Origin of the sequence: Delftia sp. WSY_16 (assembly GCF_043104415.1) — a bacterium.
GTDB classification, from domain to species: Bacteria; Pseudomonadota; Gammaproteobacteria; order Burkholderiales; family Burkholderiaceae_C; genus Comamonas; species Comamonas tsuruhatensis.
In genome coordinates, this window is sequence record NZ_JBICKS010000040.1 from 546,671 (window position 1) to 561,886 (window position 15,216).

Below are 15,216 nucleotides of genomic sequence, written 5' to 3' on the forward strand. Positions count from 1 at the left end.
TGGCCGGGCTCAGAACGAGGTCCAGTCCCCATCGTCCTTGCCAGTGGCAGGCACGGACTGCCGGGAGGCCGGCAGCTTGGCGGCTGCAGGCTTGGCGGCGGGTGCGCCCGGGGACGCAGCAGCCGCAGGCTCGGCCAGCGGCCTGGCAGGAGCGCGCATCTGCGCTGCCGCAGGCTGTGCACGCCCGGCAGGGGCCGGGGCTGGGGCCACCGCCGGACGAGCGGACGCCACGCCCTCGATACGGAATACGCTCACTGCAGCGGCCAGCTGGTGCACCTGGGATTTGAGCGAGCCGGTTGCAGCGGCCGCCTCCTCGACCAGCGCCGCATTCTGCTGTGTCACCGTGTCCATCTGCGAAATCGCCTGGTGCACCTGGTTGATGCCGCTGCTCTGCTCCTGGCTGGCGGCGGTGATCTCGGCCACCAGGTCGCTGACCTGCTGCACGCTTTGCACGATGCCGTCCATGGTGCGTCCGGCCTCGGCCACCTGGCGCGTGCCCGCCTCCACCTTGGAGACCGAGTCGGCAATCAGGTCCTTGATGTCCTTGGCCGCCGAGGCGCTGCGCTGCGCCAGCGCGCGCACCTCACCGGCCACCACGGCAAAGCCGCGGCCCTGCTCGCCGGCACGCGCCGCTTCCACGGCGGCGTTCAGCGCCAGGATGTTGGTCTGGAAGGCAATGGAGTCGATCACGCCGATGATGTCGGCAATCTTGCGGCTGGACTCGCTGATGCCGCCCATGGTGTCCACCACGCCCGCCACCACCTTGCCGCCCTGCACGGCTGTCTGCGACGCCGAAGCGGCCAGCTGATTGGCCTGGCGCGCGTTCTCTGCGTTCTGCTTGACCGTGCTGGTCAGCTCCTCCATGGCAGCGGCCGTCTGCTCCAGCGAGCTGGCCTGCTGCTCGGTGCGCGAGGAGAGGTCCTGGTTGCCCGCGTCGATCTCGCCCGAAGCCGTGGCAATGCTGTCGGCACCCGAGCGCACCTGCCCCACGACCTGGGCCAGGTTGTCGTTCATCTGGCGCAGCGCCTGCAGCAACTGGCCCGTTTCATCGCGCGAATCGACGGTGATGCGGCTGGTCAGGTCGTTGTTGGCCACGGTGCGCGCCACGCGCAGGGCCTCGGCCAGCGGCCTGGTGATGCCGCGCGTGATCCACCAGGCGGCCAGCGCGCCCAGCACAAAGGCCAGCGAGACCACCGTGATGATGGCGGCTCGGCTGGCCGAGAAGCGCACCAGCACATCGGCGGCGGAGCTGTCGATGGCCGCGCGCTGCATGTCCAGCAGGCGCTGGACCATGTCGATATAGCGCTGCGTGGCGGGCTGGTATTGCTGGGTGAACAGGCGCTCGGCGTCTTCGGCGCGGCCCTCGGCCTTGGCTTTGGTCACCACGTCGCGGCCCGCCAGATAGCCGGCGCGCGCCTTCTTGATCTCGACCCAGATGTCCTTTTCCTCCTGGGTCTGCAGCAGCGGCTCGATGCGGTCCTGCAGCTTGCTGGACTGGCGCGAGGACTCGGCTGCGTCTTCGGCGAAGAAGGTGGCCAGCGAGGGATCGCTGCTCTTGGCAATGGCCGTTGTGCGGCGCGAACCCGAGTGGATGTTGCGGAACCAGTCGCTGATCATCCGCTCCTTGGCCAGGGCCACCTCGGTGATTTCCGTGGTCGAGCGGGCCATGTGCCCCATGCTGACGATGCTGGTGACACTGATGAGCAGCATGATCAGCAAAAGAATGGTGAAACCGCCTCCGAGACGAAGGCCTATGCGCAGATTTTTCATGATGGGGAAACAGGATGCGGGACGGAAACGCGGCAAAAACTAGTTCTTGAGGTAGGCGTCCAGCACCATGCGATTCCAGTTGGCCGAGCCGACCAGGGAATCGCCGAGCTTCTCGGCCGTCGCCACCACGGCGCTTTGCTGCTGCTGCAGCGCCTTGACCCGGTCGCCGAGGCTTGCCATGGACGAACTCAGCCGGCTGCCCGTGGACAGTGCATCGTTGGCGCTGTTTTCCACCGCCTTGCCAATGCCGGCCAGAGCCGAGGTCACGCCTGCGGGATCTGTGGCCATGGACTTTTCCAGGGCCTTGGCGTCCACCGCCAGCGTGCCGTCCTGGCGCTGGACGATGCCGATCCTGGCCAGGCTGGGCGAAGTCGCGCTGCCCGTGACACTCATGATGGCCGCACGCAACTCGCGCAGCGCGCGGGTGGCACCCACATCGGTGGTGGAGCCGGCGGCCGCGCTGGCATTGCCCTTGGCCGCGCTGGCGTTGTAGCGCGCCACCAGCTTTTCCAGCGCACCTTGGACCGACTGGGTGGTGCTGGTCGCCGTGAGGGCCGCCATCTCCTTGCCCGCCGTGGCCAGATCCACCAGGGACGACTTGAACTGCCCCAGCGCCGACAGCGAGGTAGAGCCCGCCTGGGCCTGGGCCGCAATGCGCTCGTGCGCCTTGGACAGCGAAGGCGCCAGCTTGCGGACTTTCTCCGCTTCGGTGGTCTCCGTCTTGGTGCTGTCCGTCTTCGTGGCGCCGGCCTGCGCATCGCTCTTCTTGATGGCCGAGTCCGAAGCCGTCTGCGCCGTGGTGCTGCTGTTGAGCCTGGACTGGGCTCGGGCCAACAGGCTTTGCACATTCAGGTTGTCGGTTCTGATGCTCATGTTCTCTTCCCTGTAAGTTTGCGGATGGTGCGGGCGCAGGGCCCGTCCACGGTTTGGCAGGGAGACTACCGGGACGCCGCCGCCGCAATGCAGGGATAAGCGGGCCGCTTACCCGCGACTTGCAGCCTTTGCCGGGCCGGATGCACGCCCGCCTTCGCCCAGCGGCCCGTGCGCCCATGAAAAAGGGCCTCCGAAGAGGCCCGTTCCACCCATCCCGACCATCAAGCCGTCTGCTGCAGGGCTCCGTAGCGCTCGCGCGCCGTCTGCAGCATGTAGAAGGTGATGCGCTTGACCTCGGCACGGCTGTCGGCGATGTGCTGCTTCAGGCAGGACTGGGCCAGCGCGGCATCGCCGGCCTCGATGGCGGCAAGAATGGCGGCATGGTCGTCATAGGTTGCCGAGACGCGCGGCAGCTTGATCACATCCAGGCGGCGGATGATGCGGATGCGCTCTGTAATGTCCAGGTGGATGCGCGCCATCTCCTGGTTGCCGGTCGCGGCCACCAGGCCGGTATGGAAGGCCTCGTCCAGCGAGGCCACGACGGCGGGGTCGGTCTCGCGCTGCTCCTCGGGCACGCACCAGACTTCGCGCAGCGGCTGCAATGACTGCAGCGATTCGCCCACCAGGCTGGCCACGGCGCTGGTCTCCATCAGGGTGCGCACCTCGTACAGATCCTCGAAGTACTTGAAGTCGAAGGCCTTGATCTGCCATCCGCTCTTGAAGTGCACATCCACATAGCCATCGCGCTGCAACCAGAACAGCGCCTGGCGCACGGGCGTGCGGCTGACCTGCATGCGCGTGGCGATCTCGCCTTCGCTGAAACGGTCGCCAGGCAGCAGGCGGAAATCGAAGATGTCGTTCTTCAGGCAGGCGTAGATCTGCGCAGCCAGCGAATGCGCGCTGCTTGCAGGCCCCTGGCGCGTCTCGCACACCGGCGAGGAAACAACCGCGATGCTCATGCGACTGCCACGCCTGCTGGAGCACGCAGGCCTTGCCGCTGGCCGCCGCCAGGGGCTGGCAACGACATGCCCGGAGCCCTGAAGAAGGGCCAGGCCTTGCCTTCGACACCGGACTCGCGCATGGCCGAAGACAGGGTATACGCCGACCGTAGCAGCAATACCATTGCCTGATTTGCGATCAGGCAATGGGCAATGGTCCATTCACGCATTTAGTACTCTTTCTTGTACACAAGTTGGCAGTGGAATTTATTAAAGAAACGAATTGCGTTTTAATAATTGGACCTACAAGAATATCCTCGACAACGGCCGATCTTCGTGTATGCTCCGCGACTTGCCGCCGCAAAGGCCATACACACCATAGCGTTTGGCAACCCCCGGCACCAGGCATTCAAAGTGACTGGACCAACACCAACAGGAACCCACTCGCGGTAATCCTGCGCATATTTGCGCCAATCCATTTTTTCCAGAGAGTTTCTGCACACACCTGGTGCAACGAGCGCATCAATTTCCCCATGCCTGCGGCCATGGTTTTGTGTATTTGTTAAATATTGCAAGATATTGAGGCATTCAGCCTCTGACAGGAATGGAAGGCGGCTTTCTGTCAAGGAACTGACATGTGAATCTGCTAGCAGCGGCCTTGCGCGTGCAGAGACAAGGCACGTCCTGCCCGATATCCATCCACCGCTCGATTCCAGCTTTCCATACTGGAAAGCCTCCATCGATGGATGGAGGCCATATTCCCGCGCATCCACGGCAAACCCACGCCGGATGCATCCGACGCGGGTTTGCCGCAGCAGCAAGCCTGCGCAAGAAGACTCAGGCTTCGCGGTTTTCCTTGATGTTGAAGCCCATCTGGCTCTCGGCGCCCTTGCCGCCCTGGTTGGTCTGTTCCCAGTACTGGGTCTTGACCTTGGCAGCCTGGAACGAGTAGTTGACAGTCACGGTGTCAGAGGAGTTGGCGCCGCTGACGGTCACGTTCGTCACCATGACGTCGGTCAGGGTGATCTTGGTGAACTCGATCTGCGAGCCACCGGCCTTGCACAGCGAGATGTCGACCTGGCCCAGGTGCTTGCCCGTGGCGCAGTGCTTGAGCACGGCGGGGTAGCACTTGTCCACCTTGGCGATGACGTTCAGGTCATGGAAGCTCACCTTGCCGGCGCCGGCACCGCCGCCGCTGGCCATGGTGTTGGGCTGGGTCGCGCCCCAGGTGAAGGAGTCGATGTCGGTCCAGCCCTTGTGGTTGGAATCCTGGGATTCGCCACTGGCGCCCTCGACCTTCATGAACATATCAACGGACATTGCACACCTCTCGAATTAATGGATTAAACGTTCGCATGCAACCCAATAGACCGACTGCATCGGATGGTTCACACGCGAACAAAGGGGAAAACCACTCCCGGGCAGAGCGCACGAAACCGATTCACTGAACATGTGATTCAGATCAGTGCGGCGCATACCCTGGATGGTCAAGGAATGTATTGACAATCGCCTGCAATCCTCACTGTCGTGAACCGCCCTCCTTTGTTGGAGCCGCGATGATAGTGGATAAGATCGGAAAAATACAAACAATTGGCCCGACTGAATTGTTACGGCCGATACATCTGAAAAAAAATGTATCCATCGCTTATCCATTCGATACGTGTCATGGCTTTTTGCAGAACTCAAGCTACACTCACGCCGCATTCGGAGTCCGATTGAAATACGATCTTGTATTCATGACGAGTCCATGACGTTCGTCTTTGGCCCCCGGCTTCAGACAATTGGCTGATCGAGGAAAACCAGCGGTTGCATAGACAGATTGCCGGTGCGATGCCGGCTTTGTGCTTGTCCAATGGCCTCGAACAGATTCGGCACCCTGGCACTGCGACAGACCTCGCCCGCCAGCGTGTGAAACAACATCTTGGGTGGGATTGCATGGATAGCGAAGCAGCATGTTCGACCAACTGCCTTCCGGCAGGTGTCCAGATTGGCGAATACCGCGTGCTCGATGTCATCGGCGAAGGCGGTTTCGGCATCGTCTACAAGGCCCGTGACCTCTCGCTGGACCGCGAGGTCGCGATCAAGGAGTACATGCCTTCGGCACTGGCCGGACGGCAAAGCTCCCATCAGGTGCATGTGCGCTCGCAGCACCGTGGCGCCTTCGACGCCGGGCTGCGCAGCTTCATCAACGAGGCCCGCCTGCTGGCGCGCTTCTCCCACCCCACCCTGGTGCATGTCTACCGCTTCTTCGAAGCCGGCGGCACGGCCTACATGGTGATGCGCCACTACGAGGGCCAGACGCTGGGCCAGGTGCTGAAGGCATCGTCCGGCCGCATGGATCAGGCCGGGCTCAGCGCGCTGCTGATCCCCTTGCTGGACGTGCTGGAAGTGCTGCATGCGCAAGACTGCTTCCACCGCGACATCGCGCCGGACAACATCTTCGTGCAGCGCGATGGCAGCCCCGTGCTGCTGGATTTCGGCGCCGCGCGCCGCATCATCGGCGACATGACCCAGGCGCTGACCATGGTGCTCAAGCCCGGTTTTGCGCCCATCGAGCAATACGTGGACGACGGCGCCATGCCCCAGGGCGCGTGGACCGACATCTACCAGGTCGGCGCCCTGATCCACCAGGCCGCCACGGGCCGCATCCCGGCCACCTCGGTCGCGCGCATGGTCACCGATCCCATGCAGCCGCTGACCTCCGAACAGGTCCCGGGCTACTCCGACGCTTTCCTGCAGGGCATGCAACGGGCGCTGGCCGTGCGCCCCCAGGACCGCCCCCAATCCATTGCCGAGCTGCGCAGCCTGCTGGGCCTGTCCACCGACGCCCGGGCAGCGCCTGCGCCGGGGGAACCCAGCCCCATCTACATCCCGATCACGCCGCCTGCGTCCGTACAGGCCGCCATGGCCACCCAGTCGGCAGCCGTGCAGGCGCCGCGCTTCGTGCCGATCACGGAAATCTTCGTTCCTGCAGCAGCGCCGCAGGCAGCGCCCGCGGCCACAGCCATGCCCGTGCCTGCGGTCCCGCCTGTTGCATCTGTTGCATCGGTCCCTCCTGTCGCCACGGTCGCACCGGTGCCGCCCGCTCCCACCACGCCTGGGGGTTTGGCAACAGGCGGCCCTGCCCAGCCATCTGCAGCCGCAGCCGCGCCCCAGATGACGCCTCAGGCATCAGCCGCCGATCCCATGGGCCTGGACAACGGTCCGTACATCGACATCGACCAGGCACTGCCCCCCGCTCAGCCTGCGCAGCCCCCGGTTCAGGCGCAGGCGCCTGCATCCCAACAGCCCGCCTCCGCACCCGCCGTTCAGGGCGCGCCCGCAGGGGTGCAGCCTCCGGCCGCTGCCGTCCAGGCAGTGCCCAAGGCCAGGCGCAGCGGCATGGCCGTGCCGATGGCGATCGGCGCCCTGGTGCTGGCGGCCATCGCGGGCGGCGGCGTGCTGTGGTACGACCATTCCCAGGACCAGGCCCGTGCCAAGACCCTGGCAGCCCGCGACAGCCTGGCCTGGCAGCAGGCCCAAAGCCAGTCCAGCCTGGCCCGCCTGCAGGACTACCTGGACAGCTTCCCCGAAGGACAGCACCGCACCGAGGCCCAGGCGCTGCTCAAGCAATTGCTCAACGAGGCCTCGCTGGCCTCCACGGAGCAGGTGCAGCCGATGACCCCGCCGGAGCAGGCCGCGCTGGCTGAACTCCCCCCTTCCCAGCCCGAGCAGGGCGCGCCCGTCGCCCCCGTCACGGTGGCCGCGGTGCCCGAGCCGTTGCCCACCGAGCCGCCCAAGACCGAAGCCCGCCCCGCCAAGCCCGCAGCGGCCACGGGCAAGGTGGTGTTCCGGGTCGTGCCCTGGGGCTATGTCTCCGTGAACCGCGCCCCGGCGCGGACCAGCCCGCCGCTGACCCAGATGGAGTTGCCGGAGGGCGAGTACCGCATCGACATCAGCAACCCGGGTGCGGCCTCTACGGTGACCAAGACCATCACGGTCACCAAGGGCGAGTCGGTGACCGTGAACCATCTTTTCGAATGAGCGCGGCGCATGGCTCGACTGATGAACCACCGCTGGCGATGGATGCTGTGCACTGCAGTGCTCGGCCTGCCCTGCCTGGCGCATTCCCAGGCGGCATGCGAGGAGGCCGCGCCGGCCCAAACCGGCTCGGCAGGACGCCCGCAGCTGGCGCAGGGCATTGCGCTGTTCGAGGCGCGCGACCTGGCCCAGGCCGAGCGTGCGCTGCAGGCTGCGCTGTTTGGCGGGCTGGCGGATCCCATGGAGCGGGCCTCCGCCCACAAGTACCTGGCCTACACCTATTGCACGCACAAGGAATGGGCGCGCTGCGAGGCCGCCTTCGACGCCGCGTTCGCCGCCCACCCCGGCTTTGCGCTGCTGGCCTACGAGACCACGGGTACGCCGTGGCGGGACGCCTACAGCCGCGCCCAGGAACGCTGGACCCAGCGCTGCCCTGCCGCCCAACGGCTGCGCGTGGCAACCGCAGCGCCCACGGCCGGCGGCTTTGCACTGAACAGCCGCGTGATCACATCGATCACCGCACTGACATCGGGCTCGGCCCCGGTGCGCTCCGCCGCACTGGCCGCACGGCCTGAGACGCCACGGACAGATCACAACCTGCGCCTGAGGGTCAGCCCCTGGGCCAACGTGCTGATCAACGGCAAGCCGTCCGGCGTCACCCCTCCCGTCGTGCTGCTCAAGCTGGCGCCAGGCTCCCACACGGTGGAACTGCGCAACCCCGGCTTCGAGAGCTATCGGCAGGTGATCCGCATCACCGACGGCCAGTCGGTGACCCTTTCCCATGACTTTGATGCCCGATGACCATGTCCATGCATATCCCTCACTCCCTCCAGCGCCTGACCCTTGCCCTTGCCGTTGCCTTCGGGCTGGCCGCCTGCGAAACCGCACCCAAGCCGGTGGAGCCCGAGCCAGCACCGCCCGTGGTGCAGGCGCCTGTCGAGCCCGTCAAGCCCGTGGACCCGGTGGTGATCAAGGAGCAGGAGCTGGTCGAGGCCATCCAGCTCTACGTGGACGGCCGCTACGAGGATGCCATCACGGCCCTGACGCCCCTGTCCACCGCGCAGGAGCTGCCGATGAGCAGCCAGGTCAAGGCGCTCAAGTACATCGCCTTCAGCCACTGCGTGGAAGGCCGCCGCAAGCCCTGCCGGCAGCACTTCGACATGGCCCTGGCCCTGGACCCCACCTTCCAGCTGACCGAGGCCGAAAAGGGCCATCCCACCTGGGGCCGGGAATTCAACAATGCCCGCGCCGCGCTGCGCAACAAGCGCCCGGCGCCCGCGCGCAAGGCCTCCTGAGGCCTGCCGAGGCCCCCGACGCTTCCTGAAAACTGCCTAGCCTAAGACTCCATGGACAAAATCGAACTCAGGGTCGTGGACCACGATGGCGTTGCGGTCGACCGCCACTGGCATGCCGTATTCGGCATGGCAGGCGGCACGATCGGACGCAGTGGCCAGAACAAGCTCATCATCTCGGATCCGGACGCTTCCGTGGCGCGCGTGCACGCCATGGTCAGGCTCGATTCCGAGGGAGCCTTTGTTGCGAACCTGAGCGAGCGTGATCCCATCTGGGTGGCAGACCAGCCCGTGCGCTCGGGCCAGGAAGTGGCCCTGACACTGGGCGCGCGCATCCGCATCGGCGCCTACACCCTGGCCGCCGTGGCGCCGGGCACGCCTTTCGAGGCACCGGCCTCGCCCGGTGCAGCCGGGCCGGCGCCTGCCAGCGCAGCATTTGCAGCGGCTGTGACGCCCTCTGCGTCCTCAGCACCCTCAACGCCATCGGTTCCCTCGCCGGTCACGGCAATCCCGCAGCCACCGATCCAGCAGCCCCTCGCAGTTGACAGCCCGCTGCAGCCGCAAGCAACGGGGCCGGCAGAAGCTGCGCCACTGGCAGACGTTCTGCCTCCAGCCGCCGCCGGCATCGCCGATCCCTGGGAAGGCCTGACGGCGCTGAGCCTGGATGACATCCAGACCCCGCCTGCGCCTTCTGCCGAGAGTGCCCCCCCCCCCGAGCAAGCGGCCATGGCGATGCCGCAGCCGGCCAGGCCGCAGCACCGCCCGCTGCTGATTCCCAATGATTTCGACCCCTTTGCACCGCCGCCCGAGCAGGCTCGGCAGCAGGAAGAAGGCTGGGCCGGCCTGCCCTCGCACGGCAAGGGCGAGCTGATTCAGCAGCGCCATGACGGCATGGTCCAAACGCTTCCCCTCAAGGGCCTGAGCACCGAGGCACTGCATGACGCCTCCCATACCGGCCTGCCTTCGTGCTTCGAGGCATCGCAAAAGCTCGATCCGCTCGCGCTGTTCGACCAGGGCGGCCTGCCCGGCGACGCAGCGCCGCTGCAACAGGCATCGGGCCGGGGCTCCGAGCTGGGCCAGGCCTTCAACCTGCCGCGCATGCAGCCGCCTGCGCAGCCTGCTGCACAGGGTGCAGCGGCGCCGGCCCAGCCGGCCGGCCTGGAGCAGTCATTGGCGCCTGCGGCGCAGACACAGCAACCTGTACAGGTTCAGGCCGCACCAACTGCCGTACCAGTTGCCGTACCAGCTCCCTTACCTGCCGCTGCACCAGTTGCTGCACCGATGGCCACGGCCCCCGCTGCCGCGACGGCCCCCGAAATCCCCGCCGAGCCCGTCGTGCTCGACGGACTGCTGCCCACCAACGGGCTGGACCTGGACATCTTCCAGTCCGGCGCAGGCCAAGCTGCGCCAGCCATCGTTTCTGCCGCAAGCGCTGCCACCGCTCCCGCCAACACCAGCTCCAGCTCCAGCTCCAGCTCCAGCGTCCACTTCAACGCAGCCTCCAGCATCCTCGGCCAGGGCGCCGCCGCCATTCCCGTCGGCACCCTGCCCTGCACCGCCGCGCCTGTCGATGCTCCGGTGCAGCCCCAGCCGGCCGCCAGCGCCGCCCACGCCGACCTGCAGGCCCTGGCCACGGCCTTCATGGAAGGCGCGGGCCTGAACCCGGCCAAGACCCATTTCGAGGTCACGCCCGAATTCATGCGCACCTTCGGCGAAGCCCTGCGCATTGCCGTGCAGGGCACCATCGACCTGCTGGCGGCGCGCTCCGAGATCAAGCGCGAGTTCCGTGCCGGCGTCACCATCATTGCCACGGGCGCCAACAATCCGCTCAAGTTCCTGCCCAATTCCGAGGGCGTGCTCATGCAGATGGTCCACCAGACCTTCCCGGGCTTCATGAAGCCGCTGCCCGCCATGCAGGACGCCTTCCAGGATCTGCACGTGCACCAGCTGGCCCTGATGGCAGGCATCCGCGCAGCCTATGCCGAGGCCCTGACCCGGTTCGATCCGACCGAGCTGGAGCGCCGCACCGAAACCAACCCCGGCCTGCTGGACAAGCTGCTGACCAATGGCCGCAAGGCTGCGCTGTGGGACGACTACAAGCACAACTTCGACGTGCTGCGCCGCCATGCCGAGGACGATCTGATGGCCTTCTCGGGCCGCACCTTCGTCGAGGCCTACGAAAACGCCGAGCAGTCCGTGAAAGGCCAGCCGTGATCGCCTACCTCGACGGAGACGGCCACCGCTACAGCATCCAGGTGGCCAGCGCATCCCACAGCGGCAGGCGTTCCAGCAACGAAGACGCCATGGGCATGATGGACCTGGGCGCTGGCGGCCTGTGCTGCACCCTGGCCGATGGGGCTGGCGGGCACGGGCATGGCGAACTTGCCGCCCAGCTCACGGTCCAGGCCGTGCTGGAGGGCTTCCGGGAGAACCCGCTGTTCGCCCCTGCCAGCCTGGCCTCCCTGATTTCCCAGGCGGAGCACCGCGTCAGCGGCCAGCAGTCCACCTCGGCCTCGCGCATGCACATGAGCGCCACCGTGGTGGTGCTGTGCATCGACCCAGGGCAGGGCCGCGCCCTGTGGGCGCACTGGGGCGACTCGCGCCTGTACTGGTTCCGCGCGGGCCGCATGCACCTGCGCACCGAAGACCACAGCCTGGTGCAGCAGTTGCTGCACGCCGGCCTGTACGAAGAGAACGACCCGCGCCGCCTGCCCAACCGCAACGTCCTGGCCGGCGCCATCGGTGCCGAAGGCCAGGTGCCGCCCAGCATCCGCTCCGCCGCCGTGGCCCTGGAGCCCGGCGATGTCTTCCTGCTGTGCTCGGACGGCCTTTGGGAGGGCATGCACGAGTCGGAAATGGAGCAGCTGCTGGCCGCGAGCCAGCGCCCCGACGAATGGATACAGCGCATGGTCGGCCGCGTCGTATCCAGCGGCAATCCGCACCAGGACAACCTCAGCGCGCTGACGGTGTGGATCTGCCCGCGTGACACCAATGACTGATATCGAGACAGGAGAAGCCATGTGGAAATCGCATGCACCGCATGTACCGCAAGCGCGCCGGCAGGCGCTGCAAACGCTGGGCGCCTTGGGCCTGGGCACGGCAATGGCGACCGGCCTGGCCGGCTGCGGCTCCCTCAATCCCCTGAGCCGCGCGCCTGAAGTGGCGCCCACGGCCGTGCCCGCCGCCGTGTTCGAGGTGGTGGCCGACATGGACATCAACCCCGACCGCGAAGGCATCCCCAAGCCCGTGCTGCTGCGCATCTACGAGCTGCGCGCCTCCGCCGCCTTCGACCGCGCCGGCTTCTTCGACCTGCAGGACAAGGACGACGGCCAGCTGGGCAGCGACTTCGTGCGGCGCGAGGAATTCCTGATCGCGCCCGGCCAGCGCCAGGTGATTGAGCGCAAGGGCAACCCCGATGTGCGCGCCTTCGGCCTGTTCGCCGCCTACCGCGATCTGGAGCGCAGCACCTGGCGCGCCTCGGCCGCCGCGCCCAACTCCGTGGAGCTGCGCAGGCGCTGGTGGGGCATGGGCTCCACCGAAAAGCTGCAGCCCGTGCGCTACCAGGTGCACCTGACCCGCGAGGAGGTCACCGTGCGCATCCAACCCGCATCCCAATAAACGCACATCTATCCACCATGGTCTGGCAACGCAAAGTCATCTGGGCCGAAGGCATGTTCCTTCGGCCCCAGCACTTCCAGCAGCAGGAGCGCTTCCTGTTCCGGCAACTGCAGTCGCGCAGCCTGCCGGGACAGCCCTTTTTCTGGGGCTTCTCGGAACTGGAGCTGGACACCGATCTGCTGCGCATGGGCAAGCTGGGCATACGCTCGGCACACGGCGTACTGCCCGACGGCACGCCGTTCCAGCTGCCGGGCGACGACGAGGCGCCCACCCCGCTGGACATCGGCAAGGACCTCAAGGACGTGGTGGTGCACCTGGCCCTGCCGCTGCGCCGCCTGTCGGGCAGCGAGGTCACCTTTGGCGAAGGCACGCAAAGCCCCGCGCGCTATCTCAGTGACGTGACCGAAGTGGCGGACAGCAACGACGTGGGCGCCCAGCCCGCCGAGGTGCAGTTGGGCCGGCTGCGCCTGAGCCTGCGCCCCGCCCACGAGCTGACCGAAGGCTGGGTCAGCCTGCCCGTGGCCCATGTGGTCGAGCGCCAGGCCAGCGGCGGCGTGCTGCTGGAGCCCGGCTTCATTCCCACCGTGGTCAACAACGGGCCCAGCTCGGTGCTCAATACCTTCTGCAAGGAAATCCACGGCCTGCTGCGCCAGCGCGGCGAGGTTCTGGCCCAGCGCATGATCCAGCCCGAGCGCGGCGGCATCGGCGAGGTCGGCGACTTCCTGCTGCTGCAGCTCATCAACCACTGGACGGGCGCCGCCCAGCACTGGGTGCGCACCGGCAGCATCCATCCCGAGCGCCTGTTCGAGGAACTGCTGCGCCTGGCCGCCGAGCTGACCACCTTCGACCACGAGCGCCGCCGCCCCGAGGTGCTGCCCGCCTACGACCATGACGACCTGCGGCGCAGCTTTCCGCCACTGATGCTGGAGCTGCGGCGCAGCCTGTCCTCGGTGCTGGAGCAAAACGCCATCCAGATCCCGCTGCACGACCGCCAGTACGGCGTGCGCGTGGCGCTGATCCCGTCCACCGAGCTGCTGACCACCTGCGACTTCGTGCTGGCCGCCCATGCCCAGACCACGCCGGAATTCCTGCGCACCCACTTCCCCACCCAGACCAAGCTGGGCCCCGTGGAGCGCATACGCGACCTGGTGAACCTGCACCTGCCCGGCGTCACGCTGCGGCCGCTGCCCATCGCCCCGCGCGAGATTCCCTACCACGCGGGCTACAACTATTTCGAGGTGGATACCACGCACGACCTGTGGAACCAGCTGCAAAGCTCCGGCGGCCTTGCCATGCACGTCTCCGGTGAATTCCCCGACCTGCAGCTGGAGTTCTGGGCCATCCGCCGCTGACGGCGCGACGCATCTTCCGACATGAACAGTTCCAACATCAGCCACCAAATGCCCTGGGGGAGAGACGGCGACGCGGGCCGAGCCGAAGGCGCAGCCAGCGGCGCAACCGCGCCTGCCGGCCAGGAGCCGCTGCGCTCCAACCTGCCCGACGTGGTCAGCGGCGGCAACCCGCTGGTGGCCGCCGCCAACCAGCTGCTGAACCTCATCCCCCAGATCCGCGCCATGGTCACCAACGAAGACCCGCGCGCGCTGCAGCAGCTGCTGCTCGAACACATACGCGAGTTCGAGCAGCGTGCCGGCGCCAGCGGCGTGCCCATGGAAACCATCATCGGCGCACGCTACTGCATCTGCACCGTGCTCGACGAAACCGCCGCCCAGACGCCCTGGGGAAGCGCAGGTATCTGGCCTCACTACAGCCTGCTCGTGGCCCTGCACAACGAAACCTGGGGCGGCGAGAAGTTCTTCCAGCTGCTGGCCCGGCTGGTGCAGACGCCGCACCAGCACATCGACCTCATCGAGCTGCTGTACTACTGCGTGATGCTGGGCTTCGAAGGCCGCTACCGCGTGATCGACAACGGCCGCGCCCAGCTGGAGACGCTCAAGGCGCGCCTGCTGCAGCTCATCGAATCGACGCGCGGCGACCGCAGCAGCCTGCTGTCCGTGCACTGGCGCGGCGTGCAGCGCCTGGCCTCGCCGCCCTGGGCCATGGTGCCGCTGTGGGTGGCGGCAGCCATCACGCTGCTGCTGGCGTTCTTCATCTACCTGTGGTTCAGCTACCGGCTGTCCAACAGCTCGGATGATCTGTTCGCCGCCATCAACGAGATCCGGTTCCCGCGCACCTCGGCGGCTGCCACCGTGGCCACCATCAAGCCGCGGCTGCGCCAGTTCCTGGAGCCCGAAATCCGCGAAGGCCTGGTCAGCGTGCGCGACGAAGCCGACCGCAGCACCGTCATCCTGCGCGGCGATGGCCTGTTCGACCCGGCTGCCACCGTCGTCAAGCCCCGCTACGTGCAGGTCATCCACCGCGTGGCCGCGGCGCTGGACGAAGTGCCGGGCAAGGTCATAGTCAATGGCTACACCGACAACCTGCCCATACGCACGGCGCGCTTCCCGTCCAACTGGAACCTGTCGCAGGAGCGCGCCCAGGCCGTGTCCCAGATGCTGGGCGGCTCGCTGCGCGACCGCCAGCGCCTGCATGCCGAGGGCCGTGCCGACAGCGACCCCGTCGCCCCCAACAACACGGCCGAAGGCCGGGCGCTGAACCGGCGGGTGGAAATCGTCCTGCTGGTCGCGCCCCAGCAGCGTGACCAGCAACTGCAGGCCCTGCCTGCCGCACCCGAGACCAGGAACTGA

13 protein-coding genes are annotated in these 15,216 nt (G+C 67.0%); 8 read left to right on the forward strand and 5 right to left on the reverse strand.

Annotation, left to right across the window (positions count from 1 at the left end):
* Positions 1-9 precede the first annotated feature (9 nt).
* The 5 genes from ACF8O7_RS22135 to ACF8O7_RS22155 form a co-directional block, all read right to left on the reverse strand.
* On the reverse strand, positions 10-1,770 hold the full coding sequence (locus tag ACF8O7_RS22135) for a methyl-accepting chemotaxis protein (protein WP_126311362.1): 1,761 nt from the start codon (positions 1,768-1,770) through the stop codon (positions 10-12).
* Positions 1,771-1,809: 39 nt separating this feature from the next.
* Positions 1,810-2,643 carry a flagellar filament capping protein FliD gene (gene fliD / locus ACF8O7_RS22140; RefSeq protein ID WP_017407064.1) on the reverse strand — a complete coding sequence of 278 codons (834 nt, stop codon included), beginning with the start codon at positions 2,641-2,643 and terminating at the stop codon, positions 1,810-1,812.
* Between the two features lie 221 nt (positions 2,644-2,864).
* Positions 2,865-3,602 carry a GntR family transcriptional regulator gene (locus ACF8O7_RS22145; RefSeq protein ID WP_016453385.1) on the reverse strand — a complete coding sequence of 246 codons (738 nt, stop codon included), beginning with the start codon at positions 3,600-3,602 and terminating at the stop codon, positions 2,865-2,867.
* Positions 3,599-3,811, reverse strand: coding sequence for a hypothetical protein (locus ACF8O7_RS22150; RefSeq protein WP_126311363.1), 213 nt, complete (start codon positions 3,809-3,811; stop codon positions 3,599-3,601). The genes ACF8O7_RS22145 and ACF8O7_RS22150 overlap by 4 nt, the downstream gene beginning before the upstream one ends.
* Positions 3,812-4,418: 607 nt before the next feature.
* Positions 4,419-4,901 carry a type VI secretion system tube protein Hcp gene (locus ACF8O7_RS22155; protein WP_016446977.1) on the reverse strand — a complete coding sequence of 161 codons (483 nt, stop codon included), beginning with the start codon at positions 4,899-4,901 and terminating at the stop codon, positions 4,419-4,421.
* Positions 4,902-5,516: 615 nt separating this feature from the next.
* On the opposite strand from ACF8O7_RS22155, the gene ACF8O7_RS22160 reads away from it, so the two are divergent.
* The 8 genes from ACF8O7_RS22160 to ACF8O7_RS22195 are packed head-to-tail and all read left to right on the forward strand — an operon-like array spanning position 5,517 to position 15,216.
* Positions 5,517-7,604, forward strand: a complete 2,088-nt coding sequence (locus tag ACF8O7_RS22160; protein ID WP_126311364.1) for a serine/threonine-protein kinase — start codon at positions 5,517-5,519, stop codon at positions 7,602-7,604.
* A gap of 9 nt (positions 7,605-7,613) precedes the next feature.
* Complete coding sequence (locus ACF8O7_RS22165) at positions 7,614-8,402, forward strand: PEGA domain-containing protein (RefSeq protein ID WP_392444302.1); 789 nt, start codon at positions 7,614-7,616, stop codon at positions 8,400-8,402.
* A gap of 8 nt (positions 8,403-8,410) precedes the next feature.
* Entirely contained in the window at positions 8,411-8,896 is a 486-nt protein-coding gene (locus ACF8O7_RS22170; protein ID WP_223275220.1) for a TssQ family T6SS-associated lipoprotein, read from the forward strand.
* A 51-nt stretch (positions 8,897-8,947) separates the two neighbouring features.
* On the forward strand, positions 8,948-11,107 hold the full coding sequence (gene tagH, locus ACF8O7_RS22175; protein ID WP_275823309.1) for a type VI secretion system-associated FHA domain protein TagH: 2,160 nt from the start codon (positions 8,948-8,950) through the stop codon (positions 11,105-11,107).
* Positions 11,104-11,892, forward strand: a complete 789-nt coding sequence (locus ACF8O7_RS22180) for a PP2C family serine/threonine-protein phosphatase (RefSeq protein ID WP_126311366.1) — start codon at positions 11,104-11,106, stop codon at positions 11,890-11,892. Before tagH ends, ACF8O7_RS22180 begins: the two co-directional genes overlap by 4 nt.
* Before the next feature lie 19 nt (positions 11,893-11,911).
* The gene (gene tssJ, locus ACF8O7_RS22185) at positions 11,912-12,511 is read left to right on the forward strand and encodes a type VI secretion system lipoprotein TssJ (RefSeq protein ID WP_016446983.1); all 600 of its coding nucleotides are present in this window, start codon (positions 11,912-11,914) and stop codon (positions 12,509-12,511) included.
* 17 nt (positions 12,512-12,528) lie between these two features.
* A complete protein-coding gene (tssK, locus tag ACF8O7_RS22190; RefSeq protein ID WP_016453380.1) occupies positions 12,529-13,863 on the forward strand; it encodes a type VI secretion system baseplate subunit TssK in 1,335 nt (444 codons plus the stop codon).
* A gap of 21 nt (positions 13,864-13,884) precedes the next feature.
* Complete coding sequence (locus ACF8O7_RS22195) at positions 13,885-15,216, forward strand: DotU family type VI secretion system protein (protein WP_043790650.1); 1,332 nt, start codon at positions 13,885-13,887, stop codon at positions 15,214-15,216.

Coding starts and splice junctions, on each gene's coding strand:
- ACF8O7_RS22150 (WP_126311363.1), bottom strand. CDS start 3,811: ATGCGTGAATGGACCATTGCCCATTGCCTGATCGCAAATCAGGCAATG.
- ACF8O7_RS22170 (WP_223275220.1), top strand. CDS start 8,411: ATGCATATCCCTCACTCCCTCCAGCGCCTGACCCTTGCCCTTGCCGTT.
- ACF8O7_RS22195 (WP_043790650.1), top strand. CDS start 13,885: ATGAACAGTTCCAACATCAGCCACCAAATGCCCTGGGGGAGAGACGGC.
- tssJ (WP_016446983.1), top strand. CDS start 11,912: ATGTGGAAATCGCATGCACCGCATGTACCGCAAGCGCGCCGGCAGGCG.
- fliD (WP_017407064.1), bottom strand. CDS start 2,643: ATGAGCATCAGAACCGACAACCTGAATGTGCAAAGCCTGTTGGCCCGA.
- ACF8O7_RS22135 (WP_126311362.1), bottom strand. CDS start 1,770: ATGAAAAATCTGCGCATAGGCCTTCGTCTCGGAGGCGGTTTCACCATT.
- ACF8O7_RS22165 (WP_392444302.1), top strand. CDS start 7,614: ATGGCTCGACTGATGAACCACCGCTGGCGATGGATGCTGTGCACTGCA.
- tagH (WP_275823309.1), top strand. CDS start 8,948: ATGGACAAAATCGAACTCAGGGTCGTGGACCACGATGGCGTTGCGGTC.
- ACF8O7_RS22155 (WP_016446977.1), bottom strand. CDS start 4,901: ATGTCCGTTGATATGTTCATGAAGGTCGAGGGCGCCAGTGGCGAATCC.
- tssK (WP_016453380.1), top strand. CDS start 12,529: ATGGTCTGGCAACGCAAAGTCATCTGGGCCGAAGGCATGTTCCTTCGG.
- ACF8O7_RS22145 (WP_016453385.1), bottom strand. CDS start 3,602: ATGAGCATCGCGGTTGTTTCCTCGCCGGTGTGCGAGACGCGCCAGGGG.
- ACF8O7_RS22160 (WP_126311364.1), top strand. CDS start 5,517: ATGGATAGCGAAGCAGCATGTTCGACCAACTGCCTTCCGGCAGGTGTC.